The following is a 26,082-nucleotide window of genomic DNA, read 5'->3' on the forward strand; positions in this document are numbered from 1 at the left end:
AGACTATTTTATTTTAAAAAAGAATACAAATTTACTATAAACAAGCATACGTTAAGGGAGGCTATTTTACATGTTATCTACACCAATCGGACGATTAAGAGCAATTGGACTTATTGAGGGGATTTCTTTCCTACTACTATTATTTGTAGCAATGCCATTAAAATATTTCGCAGGATTTGCAACAGCTGTTAAAATTACAGGCATGGCTCACGGTGTTTTATTTATTTTATTTATCTTCGCAGTAATTCAAGTAACAATCGTACACCGTAAATCAATTTTATGGGCACTTGGGGCATTCGTTTCATCAGTTATCCCATTTGGCACGTTTGTACTAGATGCAAAATTAAAGAACGAGCAACAATAATGAAAAGGTAGTTAACGACTGTTAACTACCTTTTCTATTTATAAATTTGGAATTTCCCAATCAATTTCTCTCTCGCCCATATTAGCTAAAATCGTATTTACTTTAGAGTATGGCTTACTCCCAAAGAAACCTCGTCTTGCTGATAGTGGGCTTGGATGTACAGATTCGATAATATGATGATTTGAATTTGTAATTAACTTCTTCTTCGCCTGTGCATGGCGTCCCCACAATATGAAAATAACTGGCTTTTCACGTTCATTCAACAGCTCAATTACACGATCAGTGAAATGCTCCCATCCTTTTCCCTTATGAGAATTTGCTTCGCCTTGTCGAACTGTTAATACAGTATTTAGTAGTAATACTCCTTGCTCTGCCCATTTCACTAAATAACCGTTATTCGGAATGTCATACCCATATTCATCTCGAAGCTCTTTATACATATTTAACAATGACGGTGGCGTTTTAACACCAGGTTGTACAGAAAAGCTTAAACCATGCGCTTGATTCGGCCCATGATATGGGTCTTGTCCTAAAATAACGACCTTTGTATTTTCATAACTTGTATACTCTAGAGCGTTAAAAATATCTTCTTTCTTTGGGTAAACAACATGTGTACTGTACTCTTCTTTCAAAAAATCAGCTAGCTTACGATAATATTCTTTCTCGAATTCTGGTGCCAATAGTGGTTCCCAATCATTCTTTAAAACATTTTCCATACTGTCACTTCCCGTCCAATTAATTCACCATATCCTGCTTTGTAAATACTACAAATGAAATGATAAGAGACACAACTCCCCAAACAGTTAAGTTCATCAAAGAAAACCCCATCGATAAACCTTGTAATGCAGGTAGTTTCCCTGATAGATAATCTGTTAATGATAAATTCACACTAAAAATATATTTCGCACCTTCCCAAGATGTTGCGAACGAGCTTAAAATACCGCCTGCAATTAATGCAGCTAGCATAACGCCCATACCAGCTGGTGTATTACGAATTAAAACAGAGACCATAAATGATATAGTTCCGACAACGATAGCAACAAACCAAGCTAATCCATACGCCATCAAGATATATTGCCATTGCGGAATAAGATGTACAAAATTCGTATTTAACGTTTCCTTATCAATAACAAATCCAGTTAACACAGGTAAATTCCATCCCGAGTATCCAAATACAAGCCCTGATAATATGTATGCAAACATACCTACAAGGAGCAGTATGAGCGAAATGAAAAATAACATCGTTACGTATTTACTAAGGAGTATTTTCCAGCGCCTAATCGGCCGCGTAAGTAACATCTTCATCGTTCCATCACTTCGTTCTCCTGAAACAATATCAATGGCGACAATCATTACGAGAAGTGGAATAAATAATGTAATTCCTTGCTCAATAAACGCCCTTACAAAAGTTGGTGCGCCCGGTGCCATCGGGTTAATATCATGATCTAAATAATATTGTTGCTGCTCAACTCTTACCTTTAACCAATCACGCCATTCTTCTGGCAACCTAGAATTGTTCAACCGGTTCTGGGAATCAACAATTTGCTGTTGCAATGAAACCTTCCAATCAGTTGTACCGAGTCTTTTTTGTGTCGTTTCTATCTCACGATACTGCGCATACACAAAAAGCGGGATCAAGATTGCTAAAATAAGCATAACAACAAAAATACGCTTCTTACGATAAATCTTCTCCGATTCGTTTAAAACTAGATTCGCAAATTCACGCATGCTGCTCACCCCTTGTGAGTTCAATAAATAAATCTTCTAGCGTAAATACAAGTTCCTTAACACTATGTACATCTATCCCGTTTTCTACAAAATGTTTATTCCAATTACTTATAGATGCGATATTCATGCGGCATAGTAATCGATCACCTTCTATACTCACTTCTCTTACTTCCTCAGCATCTTCTAGCATATCTTTTGCCTTCCCAATCGGCGTAACAATCCATTCTACACGATCACTTGCTGTTTTAATTAACTCTTCAACCTTGGCAACTGTTATCATCTTTCCTTTATGAATAATGGCAACGCGATCGCATATCATTTGCACTTCACTTAGCAAATGACTTGAAATAAACACACTCATATTTTCTTCTTTTACAAGCTTATGTATAAATTCCCTAAGTTCTCTAATCCCTGCTGGATCTAAACCATTCGTTGGCTCATCTAATATGAGCAATTTTGGATTCCCGAGGAGCGCCTGCGCAATTCCAAGTCGTTGTTTCATACCAAGTGAGTACGTTTTTACCTTGTCATGAATTCTTTCATCTAAATGAACCATTTCAGCAATTTCAATAATACGTTCATCTGATATACCACCTAACATACGGGCAAATTGTTTTAAATTTTCCCATCCTGTTAAATATGTATACAACTCTGGGTTTTCAACGATACTCCCAATTTGACGCATCGCTTCTCTAAAATTTTCCTTAATCGAATAACCACCGATAGAAATCGTACCTTCTGTCGCCTTAATCAATCCAACTAACATTCGAATGGTAGTCGTCTTTCCAGCACCATTTGGTCCTAAGAACCCGAACACTTCTCCTTGCTTTACATCAAAGGAAATATTCTCTACAAGAGTCTTCTTTCCAATTACCTTCTTCAAGTCTCGTACGGAAAGTATCGTCGTCATTTTACCCCTCCTTGTTCTAGTTTTAATTTACTTACAACATTTTGAACTAAACGTTCTGCCATATACGTATAACCTACTTCGTTCGGATGAAAATGATCAGAGTATAATAAATCTTTCCCACGGTTTTGGAATAAATCAAATGTCGGTGTAATATACACATTTTTATCGTTTAGCGCTAACTTCTCTAAAGATGCATTCCAGTCCACAACAATGTTTGAAGACCCTTTTAAATCTTCTACATCTTCAAAAGGATTGTATAAGCCAAGCCAAAAAATCGGACTATCTGTATTTAATTTACGAATTTCTTCTATAATTTTCTTTGCTTCATTTTGAAATGTTTCTGTGTCAGGACGATACGTCTCTAAATCTATTTTCCCAAGCGATTCCCAGCCTGGGAACAAATCATTCCCACCAATGGTTAACACGATTACATCTGCTTGTTTAATTGAATATTGAGCGCCATTACTTTCAATTTGTTTTAATAAATCGGGCATTTTTGCACCACTAACTGCTAAATTTGTTAATGCAATTTTTTGCTTATAATCTTTTTGTAAATCCTCTTTCATTCGCCCAACATAGCCAATTCCTTCTTTATCACCAACGCCACGCGTTAATGAATCACCTAAACTGACGATTTGTAACGTTCCCGTTTTCTTTTTCTCTTTTGCCACTACATCGGTCTTTTTAATTAAATTTGAAGCTTTCGGATTTAATACATCATTTACACCTGAAACAAAGCCATATGCAAATAAACAGAAAGATGCAATTGTAATGAGTAGAATTACTTTTACCACTTTTGATCTCATATCAAAACCCCTTTTAGCCCTCATAGATTGTCCATAATTATACCAAACGCAATTTTGAAAAGCGATTTTCATACCTTATCTATTATGTTGTTTCCCTTTGTACGAATTCTGGCAATAACTCTACGTGCTTTACATCTATTTGCTCATCATTAATCTTTTCATATAATAATTCAAATGCCTTCACACCAACATTTTTACTAGAATATGAAATCGTCGTAATGCCTAAAATGTCTGCTACATCTTGATCATCACAACCGATAATCGTAATATCTTCTGGAATACGAATTCTTTGTTTTTTCGCCTCCGTTACCATTCCCGCTGCAATATGGTTACAAGATACAAGAAACGCAGTTGGCTTTACTGACATAGAGGCCCACTCCCTAATTACATTACGCCCATCTTCCACCGTAAAACAGCCTTCAAACTTCCAAGTTCCTATCGGTTTTTCAGCAATCTGTTGAAGTGAATCCGCATATGCTTGTTTTCTTCTCTGGCTATTAATGCTATTACTTCTTCCAATGCAATACCCAATACGTGTATGACCAGCATCTATTAAGTTTTTCATCCCTTGTGAAAACACTTTATAGTAATCAACATGTACACTTGAAATGCATTTTGAATCTATTTCTTCACACATAACAATCGGGCCGAATTTCGTATATTCTTCGAGCTTCTCCTTACTATTTGCCCGAGAACATATAATAACCCCATCAAGCTTTTTCATTTTTAACATATTCAAAATTTCTAATTCTCTTTCCTCGCTATAATTCGTCTGACAAAGCATCATATTATAATTATTTTTTGCTGTTTCCTTTGATATTCCCTCAATAATGGCACTATAATATTGATCATTAACGTGCGGTAATAAAACGCCAATTACATTCGTTTTTCCTTTCACTAAATGAATTGCATTCACATTTTGCGTATAATTTAACTCTTCTATAATTGCTAAAATTTCTTTTCGCTTCTGTTCATTCACATATGGATGATTATTTAGTACACGTGAAACAGTTGAAACAGATACCCCAGCAAGTTCAGCAATCTTTCTTATATTCGTCATCTCATTTTCCCCTTCCCTGCAAAAATTCTCCCTTGACCTGGTAAGCTTTCCACAATATATCCTTTCCTAGCAAATACATTTTGAAAGGATATACAACTATGCTTCGATTCAAATTAGAATATATATTTTTCATTGGTGGTCTACTCATTCTCGCCATCGGTATTAATATGATGACGACCATTACTTCCTTTGGACTTAGCCCTTATGATTCCTTCTTTATTGCACTATATCAAAATTTCGGGATAAGTATCGGTTTTTGGATTTTCATGATTAATTTTGCCTTTACCCTTATCGTCCTCTTTTGGAATAAAAGACAAATTACAATCGGTACAATCGGTACAATGGTTCTTATCTCTCTTTTTGTTGATTGGATTGGTTCCATTACAACTATTATGGACACTGTCCGTTCTCTTCCAAAATATATAACACTTATTTGCGGAAATCTATTCGTTGGAGCCGGAATTGGTCTTTATGTCTCTACAAACCTTTGTTCAGCACCGCAAGAAGCTTTCGTTTTAACAGTTGCTGAGAAAAAGAAATGGACATTTAGAAGAACAGAAATTTCGTTAGCGTTTTTATTTTTAACATTAAGCTTTTTATTAGATGGACCTATCTATTTTGGAACAATCATCTTATCTTTTACAACAGGCTGGATTATCCAAGCATTTATTCAAGTTGGTACGAAGATTTTAAATAGAAAAAAACCTATTAAGCAAGCCGCTTAATAGGTTTTTTCTTAGAGGAGATACTACTTTGCATCCCCTTCAATTCGATAGTTTGCTTTCAAACAATCTATTTCTTCATACCCTTGCAACGTATGTAGAATATAATCATAATCAGCAAGAGAAGCACGATGCGTTACAATTACAATTTCAGCTTTTCCTTTCTCTTCAAGTGGCATTTGAATAATTTTTTCAAAGCTAACGCCACGCTCAGAGAATAACGAAGTAATTTTTGCAAATACACCAATTTCATCTTTCACATGAAGTCTTAAAAATTTCTTCACAACAATTTCGTCCGGCTCTTTTAATACTTTTTGATATTGCGGGACTACAGCACTATTTCCTGTTACCCCTAATCTAATATTTTGCATTACAGCTACTAAATCGGAAACAACAGCTGTTGCTGTCGGTAAACTTCCTGCACCTGGTCCATAAAACATCGTTTCTCCAACTGCTTCACCATACACATATACAGCGTTATATTCATTTTGCACGGCCGCAAGAGGATGTGTATTTGGAAGTAAAGTCGGTTCAACTGTAACCTCTAATTTTTCACCATCTCGCTTCGCAAGACCGATTAGTTTAATCGTGTAACCTAAACTCTTACTGTATTCGATATCTTCCTCTGTAATAGAAGTAATCCCTTTTACCTTCACATCTCCAAGCTCTACATTTGTAGAGAAACCAAGGGTAGCCAAAATTGTCATTTTTCTTGCTGCATCTAAACCTTCTACATCTGATGTTGGATCCGCTTCTGCAAATCCAAGTTGCTGGGCTTCTTTTAACACGTCGTTATATGCTCTCCCTTCATCTGACATTTTCGTCAAAATAAAATTTGTCGTTCCATTTACAATTCCCATTACTTTCGTAATAAGATCTGAAGAAAGTCCCTCTACAATACTTCGTAAAATCGGAATCCCTCCGGCTACACTTGCTTCATAAAACAAATCTGCTTTATTATCTTTTGCTACCGCTAATAGTTCCGCCCCATGTAACGCCATTAAATCTTTATTGGCAGTCACAACATGCTTCCCGCTTTGTAAAGCTTGCAAAATATATGCTTTTGCATCATCAATGCCACCCATTACTTCGATGACAACGTCGATGTTTGGATTGTCTAAAATTTCATGTGCATCTTGTGTTAATAGAGTAGAAGGTACCTCTACTTCTCTCTCTTTTTCAATATTTTGTACTAGTACTTTCGTTACTTTTACAGGACAACCTACTTGGTGTATAAGTCGCTCTTGGTGATCTGTAATGATACGAACTACTCCGCTACCAACTGTCCCAAGACCTAATAAGCCAACTTGAATTTCTTTCATAATACTGTCCACCCCTCAAAAATTGTGTTTAGATGAAATTATATGAATAAAAAATCTGAAAAACAATGTTTTTTGAACATTCGGAAAAATATAGATTAATCTTTACAAAGAAAACGTTGCCACGTGTGACACAATCTTTTTTTATAATACATAAGGGGTTTCTTGATACACGTAATAATTCAGCCAATTAGAGAATAATAGGTTCCCATGGCTTCTCCACCTTACAAGCGGCTTCTCATTTGGATTATTATGCTTAAAATAGTTTTTCGGCACATCAATATTTAACCCTTTTTGGCGGTCCCGTTCGTATTCTTGCTTTAACGTATCACAACTATATTCACTATGCCCGAGCGCAAACACTTGTCTTCCTTCTTGCCCAATAACAAGGTGAACACCTGCTTCCTCAGAGTTTGCTAATAATGTTAATTCTTTCACCTCTCTAATATCACTCTCTCGTACTTCTGTATGACGCGAATGCGGGGCGAAAAACAATTCATCAAAACCTTGTAACAGTTTCACATGTTGCTCACGGACTTCATGTTCAAATACACCAAACATTTTTTCCTTAAGAGGATACTTTGGAACGCCATAATGATGATACAAACCAGCCTGTGCCCCCCAGCAAATATGAAGCGTAGATGTTACATTCGTTTTTGAATACTCCATAATACGTTTAAGCTCTTCCCAATAATCTACCTCTTCAAAAGAAAGGGTTTCAACTGGTGCTCCTGTAATAATGAGTCCATCAAATTTCTCATTCTCAATATCACGGAATGTTTTATAGAAACTCGTTAAATGTTCCTGTGCAACATTACGAGACAAATGCGATTCCATATGAAGTAAATGAACATCTAATTGCAACGGTGTATTTCCAATTAAACGAAGTAATTGCGCTTCTGTTTCTTGCTTTGTAGGCATTAAATTTAATATAGCAATTTTCAATGCCCGAATATCTTGTGTTTCTGCTCGCTCTTTTGTCATTACAAAAATATTTTCCTCCTGCAACACTTTGCGAGCTGGCAAATCTTTATCAATTATGATCGGCATGTTGTTTGCCTCCGACTAGCGCTGCTTCTAAATCTGCAATAATATCCGAAACATCTTCTATACCAACTGATAAACGAATTAAATCTGATGTGACGCCAGCTAAGCGCTGATCTTCGGCACTTAATTGTCTATGCGTTGTACTAGCAGGATGTATAACGCAAGTTCGTGCATCAGCTACATGCGTTACGAGAGTTGCTAGTTTTACATTTGCGATAAATTCTTTTGCTGCTTCTAATCCTCCCTTAATGCCGAATGTTAAAACACCACTCGCACCTTTTTTCAAATACTTTTGTGCTAACGAATAATTTTCATTACTATTTAATCCCGGATAATTCACCCATTCAATACGTTCATGATCAGCAAGCCATTTAGCAACTGCAAGAGCATTTTCACTATGACGCTCCATTCGTAAATGCAATGTTTCTAAGCCAATATTGCTAATATACGCATTAAATGGGCTCATACAGTTTCCGTAGTCTCTTAATAATTGAACACGTGCCTTCACAATATAAGCTGCTGCACCAAAATTTTGAACGTAACTTACGCCGTGATAACTTGGATCCGGTTCAACTAGTTCAGGATATTTCCCGTTTGTCCAATCGAAGTTCCCTCCGTCAATTACAATGCCACCTAACGAACTTGCATGACCATCAATATATTTCGTCGTAGAATGAACGATAATATTTGCTCCATGTTCAAATGCTTGGCATAAATAAGGAGTTGCCAATGTATTATCCACGATAAAAGGTACTTCCAACTCTTTCGCTGCATCTGAAAGTTCTTTGAAATTTAAAACGTTCATCGCCGGATTTCCTAGCGATTCTGCATAAACAAGTTTCGTCTTATCATTAGCAAGGGCCACAATTTCATCAGCAGTTAAATTCGGATTAAAGAATGTAACATCGATACCAAGTTTACGCAAACTCACTCCAAATAAATTAAACGTCCCGCCATAAACTGTGGAAGAACAAAGCAAGTGGTCTCCGCTACTACAAATATTTAAAACAGCAAGCATAATAGCAGCTTGCCCAGAAGCCGTTGCAACAGCACCTACACCACCCTCTAAATCCGCTAACTTTTGCTCAAATGCAGCTAAAGTAGGATTTCCAATACGCGTGTAGATATATCCTTCTGCCTCTAAATTAAATAGCGCTGCTAAATCATCTGAAGTATCGTATTTATACGTTGTACTTTGATAAAGCGGTAAAACACGCGGTTCACCATTCTTTGGCGTATAGCCACCTTGCACACAAATCGTTCCTTTCCCCCATGATTCTCCCATTTCTTATTCTCCTTTCTTTTATACAAAATAAAAAACTGCCCCTTTCCTGAAAACAAGAAAGGAGCAGTTTGAAAACACGCTCTAAAGGCTCTTTCTTATCTCTCAGGATTATTACCTGCAGGATTTGGCACAATTCCGTTATACGGCTGTTGCCAAGGTTTCATCGGGCCTGTCCCTCCACCTTTTCTTGATAAGACTATGCAATTACCGTTGATTTTATAGCAATAATTTCCTCATGTCAATTAGTTTTTCTGAATGTTCTAAATTAAATACAAAGAACTTAATGTACATAACAAAAGAAATATATTCTATATCCATTTGAAAAAGACCTTTTAAAACCTCCGCTTAATTTACTATTACCAATGCTTGGGGCAGCTACTATCGGAAATGCATTTCCACTTCCAAAACATAACGAAACTACAAATAAAAAAATAGGCAGTGTGGACAAAAGTTCCACTGCCTATTCTCATTACACATGTTGCTTCAATAATGCATATAACTCCTCAAAATTATGCACTTCATATGTCGGTATAATCCCACTATCATTTAATTTCCTTTCTGGATTAAACCAACAAGTATCAATTCCCGCTACATATCCACCTTTCATATCAGCGCTTAACGAATCCCCAATAATGAGCCCTTCTTCAGGCACAAAGTTAGGAATCCTTTCAAAAACATAATCAAAATACTCTTTCATCGGCTTTTGATAACCTGTATCTTCAGAAACGAAAATATCTTGAAACAAGGCATGTAACCCTGCATTACGTAATCGTTTATCTTGCGTCTTAGAAATACCGTTTGTCACTATATATAAATCGTACTCACTTTGAATTTGATTTATAAATTGTAAGGCACCTTCCATGAGCTGATTTCCTTCTTCTAAGTAACTGCGATAATTATTTTCGAATAATATCCCATCTACTTCTTCCCCGTATTCTTTAAACAAAATTGAAAATCGTGTATTTACAACTTCATCACGATTTATTTCACCTTCTTCAAAAGCAGTCCAAAGACTTTTATTAATTTTTTTATATTGCGCTTCAATCTCGCTAGTGAGAGACATCCCTTTCTCTTCAAAAAGCATACGTAATGCCGATTTTTCTGCCTTTTGAAAATCCAACAATGTATCATCTACATCGAATAATAATGTTTTATATTTTTTCATAAGCCCTTCACACTCTCTTTTCTACAAAAACAAATTTACGTAAATCGTATCATTCTTTCTTGTAAAAATAATAGGAGATATCTCATACTAAACATGAGGTGAAAACATGAAAGTCAGCAGAAATAGCGAAGAAATCTCTCATTACATACAAACTTACAATTTCCATACTCTTTTTTCTTTTGATATCTTACCGTATGCTGAACTACATTCCTTTCAGAAGAGAGAAAAGATATGTAATGAAGGGGTCGATGTTCCTTATCTTTATTACTTAATTTCTGGGAAAGCAAAAATATATATGAGTCACAAAAACGGAAAGGTCTCCTTGATTAACTTTATTCAGGCACCTTCGTTCATTGGGGAATTAGGATTAATTGGCGTAGAATCTGTTACGAAAACGGTGGAAGTAATGGAAGATTGTATATGCTTAGCGCTTCCTCTTAAAGATTGTCAGCATCTTTTGTTACAAGATGCTACCTTTCTACAGAAACTATGCAAATTTATCGGTGAGAAAACCATTACCCGAACAGAAAGTTATGCTAAAAATAATAGTTATCCGTTCGAAAATCGATTAGCGGCGTTTATTCTATTAACAGAACAAAATAACAGTTATATAGAAAAACATACTGAGGTTTCGGAATACTTAAATGTTAGCTACCGTCACCTTTTATATGTATTAAACCAATTTTGCCAACAAAATTACTTAAAGAAAGATGGAAGAACCTATTACATACAAGATCGAATTCAGTTAGAAAAACTAGCTGACGAACTTAAAATATAAAAAAGTAGCATTAACGTTTATCTGTTAATGCTACTTTTTTGAGTGACGATTCTATTTTCAATTAAAATTTACTTGCTACTTTAGCTGCTTCTTCAAGACCAGCTGTAATGATTTCTTCTGCTTTATCTGGGAATTGGTTATGTCCTTCAATAACTACTGTTTCCATGTTTGTTGCGCCGAAGAAGCCCATCATGCTTGCTACATATTTAACAGCCATTTCTACTTCTGCTGCGGGACCTTCAGAGTATACACCGCCGCGCGCGTTTAATAATGCAATCTTCTTATCTCCAATTAGACCAACTGGACCTTCTGGCGTATATTTAAACGTTTTACCAGCACGGTTTAAATAATCAATATATGTGTGTAACACTGCTGGAATCGTTAAGTTCCATAATGGGAAACCGAAAACGACTTTATCAGCTTCTAGGAATTGATTTAAATACTTATCAGCAACTGCTACTGCTTTTGCTTCCTCTTCAGTTAAATCAAACCCTTTACCAGCTTTGAATGTACCATTAATCATATCTACGCCTACATATGGTAATTCTTCTTTATATAAATCAAGTTCTACTACTGTATCGTTTGGATGCGCTTCTTTGTAACTTGCTAAAAACGCTTCATATAATTTTACACTAACTGCTTGTTCCGCTGGACGGTTGTTTGCTTTTACGAATAAAACTTTTGTCATTATGTTTTCCTCCTAGTACTAACTCTTCTGTTGTTATATGCTTTCAAAAAAGGTATCCCTTGTAATTGTTGTTTTGTTGCTTACAAACATATTTTATCTTTATATCAAGACAATTTCGTCCTCACATAGACGTATTTTTCCATAAAAAAAGTCCACCTTCTAAAGGCGAACTAGGTCTTACGACTTTCGTCTTATACAATTCCATTTTTTACTGCATATAATGCTGCTTGCGTACGATCAGATAAATTCAACTTACTCAAAATACTACTTACATGAGCTTTTACCGTTTTTTCCGTAATAACTAAAACAGAAGCGATTTCTTTATTACTCATCCCTTTCGCTAATAGCTGCAATACTTCATTTTCTCTCGCTGTTAACACATCCACTTGAATAGAAGGCTCTTCTTCCTTTTCTTCTACAGGTAATGTTTGAGAGAGAAGAGCATTTGCTATATCAGGATGTAATTGAATATTACCTTTATATGCACTTCGAATAGCCTCAACAAGCTGATCCGGTTCTACATCTTTTAAAATATACCCGCTTGCTCCAGCCCTTAATGCTGGTAACACATGCGCCTGATCAGAAAAGCTAGTTAATACAATTACTTTCACATCCGGATATTCTTTTTTAATACACGCTGTCGCCTCAACACCATCCATTTCGGGCATATATAAATCCATTAGTACAACATCAGGATTCGTCTCCCCTACTTTCATTAGTGCCTCTTTCCCATTACTTGCTTCTCCAACTAACTCTATATCTTCCTGTGTACTTAAGAAAAATGCTAATCCTTTTAAAACGACTGTATGATCATCAACTAACAATACTTTTATTTTCACAAACTTCCCTCATTTTCACATCATAATGGTACGTTTATTTTTACACTTGTCCTTTTCTTATCACTTACAATTTTAATTGTTCCACCGACTAATTCTACTCTTTCTCGCATCGTAGTCATGCCAAGTGATTTCTTCTCTTTTATATCCTTTTCTACGAAGCCGGTTCCTTGATCGACTATTTCTAATGATACATTCTTCTCCGTCACTTTGAAATAAATCGTCGCTTCTCTAACATTTGCATGCTTACTTACATTATTTAAAGCTTCTTGTCCAATTCTCCATAGCGCTTCCTCTACTACGCGTGGCAAATCACGGACACCTGTAACTTGTTCTCGAATTTTCAATCCCAAACTTTCACCATATTGCTTTAAAGCTGGTAATAATCCTTTCTCCAAACCCGCTGGACGTAATTGCCAAATTAACGTCCTCATTTCTTTTAAAGCTCCTTGCGCTAGTTCACGCATATCATGCAAAGATCGATCCACTTTTTCGTTTTGACCTTTTAAAACCGCCTCAGCGCCTTTTGTCATAAAGGTTAACGAAAATAGCTTTTGTGAAACAGAGTCATGTAAGTCCCTTGCTAATCGATTTCTTTCTTCCATTCGTACGAGTTCACGTCGTTGCTCATTTAACCTTAAATTTTCTATCACGAAAGAAATATGAGTTGTTATTGCTTGAAGTACATCTAACGTATTTACATCAAATTCACCATTATTTGAACTAACACATAAAACACCAAATATGTGAGTTTGAATCTGTATTGGGGTGGCGATAACCGTCCTCTTAGAGGCAATCTTATGACTGATTTGATCGTTTAATAAAATAGGTTCACCTTTTTCTAACGCTTCTTTCGCTGCTTCTTTTATATCCTCCTGCCATTCTTCCTGGCAATAAGATGCCCGCAAGGATAATTCTTTCTCTTCCCTAATAAAGAATGCGACTTGATTCCACTGAAACACTTCACCTAATTGACCTACAACTTTTTCAGGCAATATATTAAATTGATGAATCGTTCTTAAAACTTGAATGAACCGTTCTAATTTCACATAATAATGTGCTCTTCGCTTTTCATTTTCATATAACTTTGCTCGTTTTAAAGCCGTTCCAATTTGGAAAGCAACTGATTGAAGCAATACTAATTCTTCTTCTGAAAAATGTGTTTTACCTGGGCTTGCCACATTTAACAAACCAAATTTTTCTCCTCCAGCCTTTAAAGGAACCGTAGCATGATGAAGAATTCCTTCTGTATCTCCCCAATTATATTCAATTGCATTATTAATTCTTTTACATTCAATAATATTAACAGCTCGTTCTAATTTTCCATCCACAAAGCCACGTAAACACCAACATTCTCCTTCACACATCGGACGTTTGTTTTCATATGTAAGTGCCTCTGGTAATTGATAATCAATTAATTTTGTATACCTACCATTTTCATCCGCAAGAAATATCCATCCTGTCGTTAAACCTGTTACACTCAGCAATTTTTCTAGTACTGCTTGCAATACATGATATGTATCATTTGATGTATTTAGTGTTTCTGCAATCTCTTTTAATATAACTAATTCATTTGTACGATTCTCTTGAAACATAATTCGTCTCCTACATACAAGATTTTACATAGTTCCTAACATAAATCATCTACTTTTCACTTTGTACTTATTCGTAACATTGATATAATGGTGAAAACATAGTTTTCATTATATCACCTGAGGGGGCTTTTCATAATGACATTAAATAAAGCACTTACTATCGCTGGTTCTGACACAAGTGGCGGTGCTGGTATACAAGCAGATTTAAAAACATTCCAAGAACTTGGTGTGTACGGAATGACATCTCTTACGACAATCGTAACGATGGATCCACATAACGGTTGGGCACATAACGTATTCCCAATCCCAGCTTCTACATTAAAACCACAATTAGAAACGACAATTGAGGGCGTTGGCGTAGATGCTTTAAAAACAGGTATGCTTGGATCGGTAGAAATTATTGAAATGGTTGCTGAAACAATCGAAAAACATAATTTCAAAAATGTAGTAGTTGACCCTGTTATGGTATGTAAAGGTGCTGATGAAGCATTACATCCTGAAACGAATGATTGCTTACGTGACGTTCTTGTTCCAAAGGCATTAGTTGTCACACCAAACTTATTTGAAGCTTACCAATTAAGTGGCGTAAAGATTAATTCTCTTGAAGACATGAAAGAAGCAGCGAAAAAAATCCATGCTTTAGGTGCGAAATATGTCCTAATTAAAGGCGGTAGCAAGCTTGGTACCGAAACTGCAATCGACGTCCTATATGATGGAGAGACATTCGACATTCTAGAATCAGAAAAAATTGATACGACAAATACACACGGCGCAGGTTGCACATATTCTGCTGCAATTACAGCAGAACTTGCAAAAGGAAAACCTGTGAAAGAAGCAGTAAAAACTGCTAAAGAATTTATCACAGCTGCTATCCGTTATTCATTCAAGATCAACGAATACGTAGGCCCAACACATCACGGTGCATATCGTAAATTCGTTGTATCAAAAGAGCTTGTCTAACCTATAAATAAAAACACCCACAGAGTGTGTATTTTCCCTCTCTGTGGGTGTTTTTATTTATAAGCTCTTCTGGTCATCTTATCTTTAAGATGCAGAACTGACCTGATTTCTACCATTTCTTTTGGAGTAATATAATGCATCATCAGCAGCTTGAATAAATTGCTCTGGTGATTGTTCATATACTGAAATTCCTACTGAAACTGTAATTTTTATTTTTGTTCCATCTAACAATTGGAATGAATGTTTTTCAACAGCTGCGCGAACTTGTTCCCCCTTACGCATTCCGTAAGCTAATCCCTTCTGTGGTATAAGAAGCGCGAACTCCTCTCCGCCCTTTCGAAAAACCAAATCTGGAAACGTTGAAACTTCTCGTAAAATACGCCCTATTTGTTTTAATACTTCATCTCCTGCAGGATGCCCGTACGTATCGTTTACAGACTTAAAATGATCAATATCTATAAGTAGTAAACAAAGTGAATCATTTTTCATGCGCTTATTACCAATATGATGATTCATTTCTAAATCAAACTGCCTTACGTTTCCTAACCCTGTCAATGCATCTATCGTTGCATATTGCTTCATCTTTTGAAATAACTCATTGGATTGCAATACATAATTCGCGCTTATAAATGTGATATATGCTGCAACACTACTACAAGCTAAATATAATGCTACTATAGACATATCCTTAAACAGCATAGAAAGTGGCACCGCTAAAATAAATAAACTATATACATTAAACCAGATCCATCTTGTAAACATAGAAACTTTCATCCGCCAAATGAAAGTAACCCCAATACCTATCAATACAATAGTATAACAAGCCAATTCAGAGGCTAAAGAGTACTCGGTTAAAAATAATCGGGTAATTAAAATAATCGTAACTGTTATACTACTAGCTATCGGACCTCCAATTATAATTGCCAAAATAACAGCTAAATAGCGTAGATCTAACATAATATCCCCAATATGTACGCCAAAGTACATCAACAGTACACTTAATATTCCAGTAAAAATACCTACTACACATTTCTGCCAAAAAGAGAACTCTTCTTTTAACGGTTTATCTCTTAAAAGCTGACCTCCAATAAAAATAAAGGAAAGAATAATGGTTGTGTTTACAAATAAGTCCCTTAACATAAAATAATCTCCCTACTTTTCTATCTATCCCTTTCCTTATTTTATTGTATACGAAATCCCTATAATTCCCAAAGATTTTTATTTATTTTTTGCTGTTCCACGTGAAACAGCAAAAAATAAAAAGGACGAAAATTCGTCCTTTTCACTAACAACAGCGCGAGATTTTTCCGCCCTTTGCATTAAATCTTGCTTCTTGCACTTCTGCAAAAAATTGTTTTTGACATACAACTTCTTTTTCTGGATGATGCTTTTTCATATGCTCTACATATGTTTCATAGCTTGGTACCCCAACAAGTAAGCTAATAAAGTGTTTCCTTTGTCCCCATACTTGCCGTAGTCTTTTAAGCATAGTTCCTCGACTCACTTTCATCTTTAGGGATATATGGTGCCTCTTTTAGCGGCATCGGCTTATTTCTTAATACTTGAATCCAAATTCGAATTGCAGAAATTAATACAGCGATTACAACTATCATAAAAATTCCACAAAGTGCCGCATCAATATAATCATTGAAAATAATTTGCTTCATTTGAGCCACATTTTTAGCTGGCGCTAACACTTTCCCCTCATCTAATGCTCCTTGAAACACCTTTGCGTGGGATAGAAATCCTATTTTAGGGTTTTCATGAAATAGCTTTTGATAACCCGCCGTCATCGTTACAATAAGCAATCCGACAGTTGGAATAAGCGTCACCCAAACATATGCCTTTTTTCCCATTTTGAACAAAATTGTCGTTCCAAGTAATAACGCAATACCTGCTAACATTTGATTTGCAATACCGAAAAGTGGCCATAATGTATTAATTCCACCAAGTGGATCAACTACCCCTTGATATAAGAAATAGCCCCATCCTAACACACATAACGTTGTAGCTATTACATTCGCTAATGTAGAATCCGTTTTCCCAAATGGCTTATATACATGCCCTAAAATATCTTGAATCATAAATCGACCTACGCGCGTTCCAGCATCAATCGTTGTTAAAATGAATAACGCTTCAAAGAGAATCGCAAAATGATACCAAAATGCCATCATGGCCGTTCCACCTATTACTTTTGAGAAAATATATGCCATACCTATCGCTAACGTTGGTGCACCACCTGTACGTGATAAAATCGTTTGCTCTCCAACGTTTACAGCGAGATCTTTTAGTTCATTTGGTGTAATAGCAAATCCCCATGAGGAAATAACTTGAGCTGCCTGCGAGACATCTGTACCGATAAGTGCTGCAGGACTATTAATTGCAAAGTACGTTCCCGGTGTTAATACACAAGCTGCAATCATCGCCATGGCTGCTACAAACGACTCCATTAACATTGCTCCATAACCGATTGGCTGTGCGTGTCCCTCTTGCTCAATCATCTTCGGCGTCGTACCTGATGAAACAAGAGCATGGAATCCAGACACTGCACCACAGGCAATAGTAATAAATAAGAACGGGAATAAATTTCCAGAGAACACAGGACCAGTTCCATCAATAAATTTCGAAACTGCTGGCATTTGTAAATCTGGTGCTACAATTAAAATACCGATTGCTAATCCTACAATTGTTCCGACTTTTAAAAATGTACTTAAATAATCACGTGGTGCTAAAAGCATCCAAACTGGTAATGCCGATGCGATAAATCCATATACAATAAGCATTATAGCAATTGTTTCTCCGCTAAACGTGAACATGCTTGCAAGCGCTGGATTTTCCGCTACATACTGCCCTCCAATAAGAGAAAGTATAAGTAGGATAATTCCAATTACTGACCCTTCACCAACCCGTCCAGGCCTAATGTAGCGCATATATACTCCCATTAAAATAGCAATAGGAATCGTTGCTGCTATCGTAAACATTCCCCAAGGGCTTCCGACAAGCGCCTTTACTACTACTAATGCTAATACTGCTAATAAAATAATCATAATGCCTAAAATACCAATCATTGCAATAAGTCCTGTAACAGGACCAATCTCATCTTTAATCATTTCACCGAGAGATTTACCATTACGTCTCATCGAAGCAAATAAAATGACAAAATCCTGCACAGCTCCAGCGACAACTACCCCTACAATAATCCATATTGTCCCTGGCAAATATCCCATTTGTGCTGCCAAAATCGGTCCTACTAAAGGACCAGCCCCAGCGATTGCTGCAAAATGATGCCCAAATAATACCCATTTATTTGTCGGAACATAATCTTTTCCATCATTTAATGTATGAGCTGGCGTTTGTCGATTATTATCTAAACCGAATACCTTTCTCGCTATAAATCTACTATAAAAGCGATAAGCAACTGCATACACACATACCGCAGCTACTAAGAGCCATACAGCATTAATAGTTTCACCTTGTGATAAAGCTATTACACCAAAAGCCCCGGCTCCTACTGCTGCAATAACTCCCCAAAGTAAAATCGACTTCAATGTTCTCACATACAATCCCCCCAATACTATTTCTTAGTGGGATTGTACTAAATTTTCTGAATATTTAACTTGAATCCTCCCTATCATGAAGGATTTTTAGTTTATCATGTTAAAAAATTCGCATTATCTGCTATAATTCAATTTTATTTCGAAGTCGTTTCACATAATTACGACTTACTGGAATCGGTTGCTCATCATATTTATCTAAATACAGATTATATGTGCCATTATAGTAAGGCTTTAACTCTTGTACATATGACATATTAATTAAATAACTTTTATGCACACGTAAAAAATCATATGCATTTAGCTTATTTTCTAGCTCCTGGAGTGTATATGTTGAAATATACTGATTATTTGTTGTATAAATTGAAACTGTTTTGTTTTCCTTATTTTTGCTTACATATACAATATCTTCAGGGAAAATATACCGAATCCCCTCTTGACCTTCTATCGGTAGTTTACGCAAATAGCTCTTTGCTTTCTCACCTTGCTCTTTAGCCATTCTATATAAAAGGAATTGCAAATCTTCCTCGCGAAATGGGCGTAGTAAATAATAAACTGCTTGAAAACGAAATGCTGTAATGGACTCTTCTATATCTTCACCCATAAAAATAAATTTCGTATAACAATTTACTTCCCGTAATAAACTTGCATATTCAAAACCCGTTCCATCTAGTAATTTTGAATTTAAAAAAACAAAATCTGGTGTATGCTTCTTCATCATAAATAATGATTCTGTTCCTGTATTTGCTTCAAAACATTCTACATTCCTTATATTTTCAGTAAATTTTTCAACTAAACTTCTTCGCTCTTCTGCATCTTCCATGATCAGTAAAATTTTCATTTCTTCAACCACCTAATTCTTTTGTCCGTATGTCCTGTTGTATACATTCGCTTTTATAAGGAACATTCCCTTTTTCTTACTATACCATTATTTATCTAAAAAAACAGAAAAAAGGGAACCATCATGGTTCCCCCTGCCCTTTTTTCCGTTATTTGTAGGCAGTAAAACCCACTGAATGAGAAAACATGGGCTCTTAGTTTTACTACTCTAAAACATAATTGGTACGGACTAATAATTGAGATCACTTACCGATTAAAGTTTTACCTTATACTAATTCTCGTTGTTTCGTTTCTTGCCCAAGTATAATTACAGCAAATACGCCTATTAAAATTGATCCACAGAAAATCGTAAATATTAGTGATAGTGAAGCCTGTAAAGCAACTAAATATCCTACTAATAACGGTCCAAGAATACCACCAATACGACCGAATGCTGCCGCCATCCCTGCACCTGTACCACGAATAACTGTTGGGTATTGTTCAGGTGTATAAGCATATAATGCACCCCAAGCACCTAAATTAAAGAATGATAGTAACATGCCTGCTACGATTAATACCGTTAATGACTCTGCCACTCCAAATAAGTAAGCACTGCAAGCTGTACCAATTAAATACGTAACTAAAACAAACTTACGACCAAGACGTTCAATAAACCAAGCAGCTGTGAAATAACCTGGTAATTGAGCTAACGTCATAATAAGTACGTATTGGAAACTTTTTATTAAACTAAATCCTTTTAATACCATTACACTAGGTAACCAAAGGAACATGCCATAATAGGAGAAGACAACAGAAAACCATAAAATCCATAACATAATTGTTGCCTTACGATATTCTCCAGACCAAACTGACTTTATATTTTCGATAACGGATGGCCTTTTTTCAACCTTTTGGAATCTTGGAGAATCCGGTAAATTCCACCTTAAATATAAAGCATATAGTGCCGGAACCGCACTCAATATCATCGCAACTTCCCAACCATATTTCGGTATAACAAAATACGAGATAAGAGCTGCGATTAGCCATCCACCTGCCCAAAAACTTTCTAATAGCACAACTATTTTGCCACGTTCATGTGCTTCAACACTCTCCGATACTAATGTAGAAGCAACTGGAAGTTCTCCACCAAGCCCCATACCAATTAAAAATCGTAAAACAAGGAACATAGCAAGTGTCGTCGTTAAAGCCGTTAAACCACTACCGATAGAAAATAATAATAATGTAATAATAAAGACTGATTTCCGCCCTATTTTATCTGATAGTATTCCAAAAACGAGCGCCCCGACCGCCATACCAATTGAATTAATACTGCCTATCCAGCCCATTTCTTGGGTACTTAATCCCCAATCTTTTTGCAGCGCTACCATTACAAATGAAAGCATTCCAACATCCATTGCATCAAATAACCATCCAAGCCCCGCTATACCAAGTAGCTTTCGCTTCGAAATTTCTTTCACCTTGCCCACAAGAAGTCCTCCTTACACAGCTGTCTTTACACATCATTTTACATGTGTGAATTGTATAAGTAAAATACTTTCGGTAAAAAATTCTCCTTCATCATTCCCAAAAAGTAAAATACTTATCCGACTATTTGAGGGCAGTAAGACCCCTCACCTCAAAATTCAGCTGAAGCAAAGAGAGATAGATAAAAAAACCATGGCCATTAAACACCCGATTAGTGAGTGTCCGCAATCGGTAGTAGATGAATAAAAACGCACTTTATTAAAAATGGACAAATAAAAAAGTAGCGATAGAACGCTACTTTTTTGAACGCATGACTTCTTTTAAAAATTCCACTAATACTAACTGACGACGCCAACGCGTTGGATTGCTACACAATCTATAAAACCACTCTAAATGGATCGCTTGAATCCATTTTGGTGCACGTTTTACCTCTCCAGCCCATACATCTAAACTTCCGCCTACTCCAACGGCCATTTTCGTTTCTAAACGATGTTTATTCGTTTGGATAAAGTTCTCTTGTCTCGGGAAGCCAAGTGCAACAAGCAATAAGTCTGGTTTTGCCTTTTGAATACGAGAAACAATATTCTCTTCTTCTTCTTGTTTAAAATACCCATCTTGTATACCCACAATAGATACAGCTGAATACGTCTTCGTTAAATGATCTGCTGCAGCTTGTACAACATGCGGTTTTGCACCTAATAAGAAAACTGATACTGGTTTATTGTCTTCTGATAACGCCGCAAGTAAATTACACATTAAATCAAAACCTGCTACACGTTCCTTTACAGGTGTACCTAACATACCACTTGCTTTTACGACTCCAATACCATCAGGTGTAATTAAATCTGCATTTAATAATGTTTGATGGAATGCTTCATCCTTTTTTGCACACATAACAATTTCAGGATTTGCTGTTACTACCTGAAAAGTATGTGTTCGCTCCACTTCTAGTTGTTCTTTTAAATATTGGATCGTTTCATCCATTGTCATTGTAGAAAAAGGAACGCCTAGAATATCAACTGTTTGTACTGCCATAGTTAACTATCCTCTCTATCATTACAAGTTTTTCGCTATTAATTGCTTATATGTTTCCTTTGTATCTTCATATAGTTTTTGAAGTGAGAAGTTCATAATAGCATGCTCATAAATATGTTTCCCCATTGCTGCTAATTCTTCAGTTTTCCACTTATCATACGCTTCTTCTAAAGCTAATGCTAATGCCCTTCCATCATCTGTTGGCACAATCCATCCATACGTTTCATCTACAATTAATGGTTCAATTTCTCCAGCCCTAGTCACAATTGATGGTACGCGTTGATTTGCCGCTTCTAATAAAACTAGTGGAAATCCTTCACTATGGGAGGTTAATAAATTCACATGTGACGACGCAAATAATTGTTTTACATCTTGACGATGCCCTAAAAACTCGACTTTATTATTAATCCCTTTTTCAGTAGCCAATGACTTTAGATTTTCTTCTAACGGGCCATCGCCAACTAACAATACTTTAATTTTCTCTAATTTTGTTCGTTGTAACGCATCGAATAGAACTTCATGTCCTTTCACAGGATGCAATCGTGCTACTTGGATTGCCGTAAATACATCTTCATCAATATTGAACATTTCTTTTTTATTATAACCTTCTGCTTTTTCCTTATCGTATTCAATTCCATTATAAATAACATGCATCTTTTCATTAGAAATACCTAAAGCAGCTAAACTTTTCTTTAATCTATTTGTTACAACAAAAAATAAATCTATATTTTTTAAGGCTTTCAAATTCAATTTCGTAAAAATCCAACCTTTTAAGCCTTGTTTAGTAAAGTCTTCAAATGGATCACTATGAATAGTCGTTACCCATTTTGCCGTTATTCTCTTTTTCATTAAAGAAACATAGAAATTAGCCCTAGGACCATGCGTATGAACTATATCAAATTTTTCATTATTAATGAATTCGCTTATATTCTTTAAAATAGATAAATCATAGCGGGATTTTTGTGAAAACACATGGACTTTTATCCCTAACTCTCTTGCTTCTTTCGCAACAATTCCATCTTCAAATACCGCTAATTCTACTTCACCAGTTGGAAACTGATCGAGAAGTGAAATAATATGTGTTTTCCCTCCCCCATCTTCTGCTCCTGCATTCATATGCAATATTCTCATATTTTTTCCTCCTTTAAATCCTCGCCACATTTCCATCTATCTTTATTTTACTGTACTAAAAAATAAAAGCTAACAAAAGTTAGCTTTTATTTTAATCATTCAATTTCTAAGTCTACAATTAGATAAGCTAACACCACTACAAAGTAGATCCCAACTCCTGGTGCTGTTAAAATATGTCCTGCAATATAAGCAATACCTAATGCTAACAATAAGCTTGCTGCAATCATTCCATATTTTATATTAAATATCTCTTTAAACCTTGTAATAAATACTAGTAGGATTCTTAAGCCGTAATAAATAAATGGAATCATTAGTAATGCAAAACCAATAATCCCAAAGTCATAAAACCAATCATGGAAGTCCATTTCAATTAGCTTTGGATCTGGCTGCTTTTGTTCATTATATTTAAAATTACCTGCATAACCCATTCCTAATAACTTTTGTGACGTTGGCGCTTCTTTAAAGAACTGCTTATGTCTTTCTTCATATACTTGACGTCCGCTGAAAATAAGATTTTCTTGATTTTCTTTCTTTTGCTCTTTCTCAAGCTCTTTCTTAACTTCCTCTTCTATCTTTGCCTTTTCTTCTGGCTTTTCAACTTTATGATGGTTTTCTTCTTTTGCTTTAAGTTCTTGCTCTTTTTTCAGCTTCTCTTTAATTTCTTTTTCTTTTTGACCTTGCTGTGCCACATTTTGCTCTGATAAATAGTTATTGTGAATGCCCATATTTTGTGCTAATGGCGTTTGTTTAAACGTTCCAACTACACCAGCTAATAGGACAATAGCAATTACTGCATTAAACGCAAGGGATTTTTTGTTCGGATTTTTTCTATCAAATAATAATTGTAGTACAATGATCCCGATTGCTGCCGCTAACGTAGCACCAATTGAGCCCATTCCTACTTTCGTACCGACCTGAATTAATGAGTAAATCATTAAAAGCGATGGAATCCAATATAAAACGTGTTTCCAGCTCTTTGTTTTTTGAATAGAATATAGTACCACAATAGGGAAAATAATAGCTAAGATTGAACCTAGTTCATTCCCTGCATAGAACCAACCTCGAGAACCTACCTTCATCCATTCATAACTACCAAAGTCAGTAGATGTTGAAATAGAAATAACCATAATTGCGTTAATGATTAATGTAGAATATACAATACTATTTCGAACCTTATCACTAATATTAACTTTCTTTTTCAATGATTTTAAAGCTAAAATGTATGACCCCAGCATGATATATATATATAATGCTTTCGCAACGAATTTAACTTCTTCACCAAGTACAATAGGATCCTTAACTAGTTTGTTATTAATAAATCCTACCCCTAAAACTCCGGCTAATAATATCAGATAAATTAAAAACTTTCTATTTCCCTTCTCTTTTGCCTGAATTAAAATATAAATGCTACCAACAGCCATAATAAGGAATCTTACTAAAATTCCAACGGTAGCACTTGACTTTAATAAAGTGATGCTAAGAGACGTTAATAAATCTAAAACAGGCTGTAAAATAATAAAAAAGAGCAAAAAACGCTCAAATCTAACCCTAGCTTGATTTGCTAACATTCCAAGACCTCCATACAAAATCTTAACATTATCTTTTAATCATAATTTTTTATCATTCAAACACACCTAGCAATTATAACATAACTCATATTCAAATCGAGAACTATTTTTCCAGCTAAAACTAGCCAGGACAAGTATTAATCAGTAATAGAAATTACTGTTCTTTCGCTATACTCCTTATTTTTACAAAAGCTATCTAACAACCATCCCCTTATTTTTGTCAGTATATACATATTTTCTTATCATTTTATACAGATGTAAACAACATACCTACCATTGTAACATTTTACCAAGTAGGTAACACCAAAAAATGTAAAATTAATCTTTTCATATCTTTTTCAAATTACTTTATAGCTATTTTCCAAACATTTTCAAACGCTTTCTTTATGTATTTTATCCATTTTTCTACATGTAGCGAAAAGTAATTGTTATTTCCAATACTTTAGTGTATATTTTTTCTCTGGAACATCTTTAAGAGGAAGGGATTAAGGCCATGTTATTAATCGATATATTTACGTTTCTTGGCATTATCGCCGCTGCCATTTCTGGTACATTAGTTGGTTTAAAAAAAGATTTAGATTTATTCGGTGTCCTTTGTTTAGCTGTAGCTACTGCGCTCGGCGGCGGTATTATTCGTGATATTATGATCGGTAACCTGCCTCCCGTCGCATTTGTTAAACCCATTTACTTTTTCGTAAGCGTATTATCAGCATTATTTACTTGTATGTTTTTTGAGCGTATCAATAAACTTCAAGTTGTTATTATGCTTTCTGACGCTGTTGGCTTAGGCGTTTTTACAGCTATTGGTGCAAATGCGGCAATGTCACATCATGTTGACGCCTCATTTTTAGTTGTTTCAATGGGAGTTATTACAGGTATTGGAGGCGGTATTTTGCGTGACATTTGCGCTCAAGATATCCCCTACGTCTTCCGAAAAGAAATTTACGCCATCGCTTCTATTTTAGGGGCAATTAGTTTCCTAATCACATATGCAATGGGGGCACACGTATTGGCTTTCTATGTTTGTTTATTAGTAACATTCATTATTCGTGTTGTCACTGTCATATATAATGTACATTTCCCAGTTTTCTTTAAAACACATGCTAAAATTAATAAAGGTCATTAAGAGAATTCTATATGGAATTCTCTTAATTTATATACTATTCTACACACTAATATAGAGTAATTGTATATAAAAATATATAATTATATTAGAACCAAAAATGA

25 protein-coding genes and 1 riboswitch are annotated in these 26,082 nt (G+C 35.5%); of the genes, 5 read left to right on the forward strand and 20 right to left on the reverse strand.

The features are described from left to right. The first annotated feature begins 70 nt into the window (after window positions 1-70). Entirely contained in the window at window positions 71-364 is a 294-nt protein-coding gene (locus PSR14_RS28965) for a DUF3817 domain-containing protein (protein WP_000953390.1), read from the forward strand. Between the two features lie 38 nt (window positions 365-402). On the opposite strand, the gene PSR14_RS28970 is transcribed toward PSR14_RS28965, so the two are convergent. From PSR14_RS28970 to PSR14_RS28990, 5 genes are read right to left on the reverse strand one after another with little or no spacing between them, the layout of a single operon-like run. Beyond that, entirely contained in the window at window positions 403-1,080 is a 678-nt protein-coding gene (locus PSR14_RS28970; RefSeq protein ID WP_000432522.1) for a uracil-DNA glycosylase, read from the reverse strand. Window positions 1,081-1,099: 19 nt separating this feature from the next. Then, window positions 1,100-2,092 (reverse strand): ABC transporter permease subunit, encoded by a 993-nt coding sequence (locus tag PSR14_RS28975; RefSeq protein WP_098486891.1) that lies wholly within the window; start codon window positions 2,090-2,092, stop codon window positions 1,100-1,102. Then, complete coding sequence (locus PSR14_RS28980) at window positions 2,085-3,002, reverse strand: ABC transporter ATP-binding protein (RefSeq protein ID WP_098486890.1); 918 nt, start codon at window positions 3,000-3,002, stop codon at window positions 2,085-2,087. Before PSR14_RS28980 ends, PSR14_RS28975 begins: the two co-directional genes overlap by 8 nt. Beyond that, on the reverse strand, window positions 2,999-3,880 hold the full coding sequence (locus tag PSR14_RS28985; RefSeq protein WP_113623472.1) for an SGNH/GDSL hydrolase family protein: 882 nt from the start codon (window positions 3,878-3,880) through the stop codon (window positions 2,999-3,001). The genes PSR14_RS28980 and PSR14_RS28985 overlap by 4 nt, the downstream gene beginning before the upstream one ends. Window positions 3,881-3,890: 10 nt before the next feature. After that, the gene (locus PSR14_RS28990) at window positions 3,891-4,868 is read right to left on the reverse strand and encodes a LacI family DNA-binding transcriptional regulator (protein WP_000181965.1); all 978 of its coding nucleotides are present in this window, start codon (window positions 4,866-4,868) and stop codon (window positions 3,891-3,893) included. A gap of 98 nt (window positions 4,869-4,966) precedes the next feature. Between PSR14_RS28990 and PSR14_RS28995 the strand changes: the two genes are divergently transcribed. Further along, window positions 4,967-5,593 carry a YitT family protein gene (locus PSR14_RS28995; protein ID WP_098486889.1) on the forward strand — a complete coding sequence of 209 codons (627 nt, stop codon included), beginning with the start codon at window positions 4,967-4,969 and terminating at the stop codon, window positions 5,591-5,593. A gap of 23 nt (window positions 5,594-5,616) precedes the next feature. Here PSR14_RS28995 and PSR14_RS29000 read toward each other — a convergent pair whose 3' ends face one another. From PSR14_RS29000 to PSR14_RS29015, 4 genes are all read right to left on the reverse strand, one after another. Then, window positions 5,617-6,912 carry a homoserine dehydrogenase gene (locus PSR14_RS29000; RefSeq protein WP_000659098.1) on the reverse strand — a complete coding sequence of 432 codons (1,296 nt, stop codon included), beginning with the start codon at window positions 6,910-6,912 and terminating at the stop codon, window positions 5,617-5,619. 141 nt (window positions 6,913-7,053) lie between these two features. Next, window positions 7,054-7,959, reverse strand: coding sequence for a homoserine O-succinyltransferase (gene metA, locus PSR14_RS29005; RefSeq protein WP_001121520.1), 906 nt, complete (start codon window positions 7,957-7,959; stop codon window positions 7,054-7,056). Beyond that, window positions 7,943-9,241, reverse strand: a complete 1,299-nt coding sequence (locus PSR14_RS29010) for a bifunctional O-acetylhomoserine aminocarboxypropyltransferase/cysteine synthase (protein ID WP_000504756.1) — start codon at window positions 9,239-9,241, stop codon at window positions 7,943-7,945. Before PSR14_RS29010 ends, metA begins: the two co-directional genes overlap by 17 nt. Before the next feature lie 92 nt (window positions 9,242-9,333). After that, a riboswitch (SAM riboswitch) is annotated at window positions 9,334-9,438 on the reverse strand. Window positions 9,439-9,710: 272 nt separating this feature from the next. Further along, the gene (locus PSR14_RS29015; protein WP_000760172.1) at window positions 9,711-10,406 is read right to left on the reverse strand and encodes a YjjG family noncanonical pyrimidine nucleotidase; all 696 of its coding nucleotides are present in this window, start codon (window positions 10,404-10,406) and stop codon (window positions 9,711-9,713) included. A 106-nt stretch (window positions 10,407-10,512) separates the two neighbouring features. Here PSR14_RS29015 and PSR14_RS29020 point away from each other — a divergent pair, with 106 nt between their 5' ends. Beyond that, complete coding sequence (locus PSR14_RS29020) at window positions 10,513-11,184, forward strand: transcriptional regulator YeiL (RefSeq protein ID WP_000868836.1); 672 nt, start codon at window positions 10,513-10,515, stop codon at window positions 11,182-11,184. Between the two features lie 61 nt (window positions 11,185-11,245). On the opposite strand, the gene PSR14_RS29025 is transcribed toward PSR14_RS29020, so the two are convergent. From PSR14_RS29025 to PSR14_RS29035, 3 genes are all read right to left on the reverse strand, one after another. Further along, entirely contained in the window at window positions 11,246-11,872 is a 627-nt protein-coding gene (locus PSR14_RS29025) for an FMN-dependent NADH-azoreductase (RefSeq protein ID WP_000170050.1), read from the reverse strand. 191 nt (window positions 11,873-12,063) lie between these two features. Then, a complete protein-coding gene (locus PSR14_RS29030) occupies window positions 12,064-12,711 on the reverse strand; it encodes a response regulator transcription factor (RefSeq protein WP_000695784.1) in 648 nt (215 codons plus the stop codon). 20 nt (window positions 12,712-12,731) lie between these two features. After that, window positions 12,732-14,303, reverse strand: coding sequence for a GAF domain-containing sensor histidine kinase (locus PSR14_RS29035; protein WP_098486888.1), 1,572 nt, complete (start codon window positions 14,301-14,303; stop codon window positions 12,732-12,734). Window positions 14,304-14,438: 135 nt separating this feature from the next. On the opposite strand from PSR14_RS29035, the gene pdxK reads away from it, so the two are divergent. After that, the gene (gene pdxK / locus PSR14_RS29040) at window positions 14,439-15,263 is read left to right on the forward strand and encodes a pyridoxine/pyridoxal/pyridoxamine kinase (protein ID WP_000174249.1); all 825 of its coding nucleotides are present in this window, start codon (window positions 14,439-14,441) and stop codon (window positions 15,261-15,263) included. Between the two features lie 84 nt (window positions 15,264-15,347). Here pdxK and PSR14_RS29045 read toward each other — a convergent pair whose 3' ends face one another. The 8 genes from PSR14_RS29045 to PSR14_RS29080 all read right to left on the reverse strand — a co-directional run bounded on the left by PSR14_RS29045 (window position 15,348) and on the right by PSR14_RS29080 (window position 24,855). Next, window positions 15,348-16,403: a diguanylate cyclase gene (locus tag PSR14_RS29045; protein ID WP_000942885.1), complete on the reverse strand. Its 1,056-nt coding sequence runs from the start codon at window positions 16,401-16,403 to the stop codon at window positions 15,348-15,350. Between the two features lie 145 nt (window positions 16,404-16,548). Continuing rightward, the gene (locus tag PSR14_RS29050) at window positions 16,549-16,752 is read right to left on the reverse strand and encodes a YbdD/YjiX family protein (RefSeq protein ID WP_113732485.1); all 204 of its coding nucleotides are present in this window, start codon (window positions 16,750-16,752) and stop codon (window positions 16,549-16,551) included. After that, a complete protein-coding gene (gene cstA, locus PSR14_RS29055; protein WP_001259567.1) occupies window positions 16,745-18,820 on the reverse strand; it encodes a carbon starvation protein CstA in 2,076 nt (691 codons plus the stop codon). Before cstA ends, PSR14_RS29050 begins: the two co-directional genes overlap by 8 nt. Before the next feature lie 121 nt (window positions 18,821-18,941). Continuing rightward, on the reverse strand, window positions 18,942-19,658 hold the full coding sequence (locus tag PSR14_RS29060) for a LytTR family DNA-binding domain-containing protein (protein ID WP_000698252.1): 717 nt from the start codon (window positions 19,656-19,658) through the stop codon (window positions 18,942-18,944). Between the two features lie 265 nt (window positions 19,659-19,923). Continuing rightward, window positions 19,924-21,123: an MFS transporter gene (locus PSR14_RS29065; RefSeq protein ID WP_000521096.1), complete on the reverse strand. Its 1,200-nt coding sequence runs from the start codon at window positions 21,121-21,123 to the stop codon at window positions 19,924-19,926. A 292-nt stretch (window positions 21,124-21,415) separates the two neighbouring features. Then, window positions 21,416-22,156 (reverse strand): WecB/TagA/CpsF family glycosyltransferase, encoded by a 741-nt coding sequence (locus PSR14_RS29070; protein WP_098486886.1) that lies wholly within the window; start codon window positions 22,154-22,156, stop codon window positions 21,416-21,418. A gap of 21 nt (window positions 22,157-22,177) precedes the next feature. Beyond that, window positions 22,178-23,287: a glycosyltransferase family 4 protein gene (locus tag PSR14_RS29075; RefSeq protein WP_098486885.1), complete on the reverse strand. Its 1,110-nt coding sequence runs from the start codon at window positions 23,285-23,287 to the stop codon at window positions 22,178-22,180. Between the two features lie 95 nt (window positions 23,288-23,382). Further along, entirely contained in the window at window positions 23,383-24,855 is a 1,473-nt protein-coding gene (locus PSR14_RS29080) for an O-antigen ligase family protein (protein ID WP_000880772.1), read from the reverse strand. 493 nt (window positions 24,856-25,348) lie between these two features. Here PSR14_RS29080 and PSR14_RS29085 point away from each other — a divergent pair, with 493 nt between their 5' ends. Then, window positions 25,349-25,981, forward strand: a complete 633-nt coding sequence (locus PSR14_RS29085) for a trimeric intracellular cation channel family protein (protein ID WP_000924376.1) — start codon at window positions 25,349-25,351, stop codon at window positions 25,979-25,981. Window positions 25,982-26,082 lie beyond the last annotated feature (101 nt).

It is taken from the genome of Bacillus sp. A01H, from assembly GCF_045277205.1.
In the GTDB taxonomy this organism is placed as follows: Bacteria; Bacillota; Bacilli; order Bacillales; family Bacillaceae_G; genus Bacillus_A; species Bacillus_A paranthracis.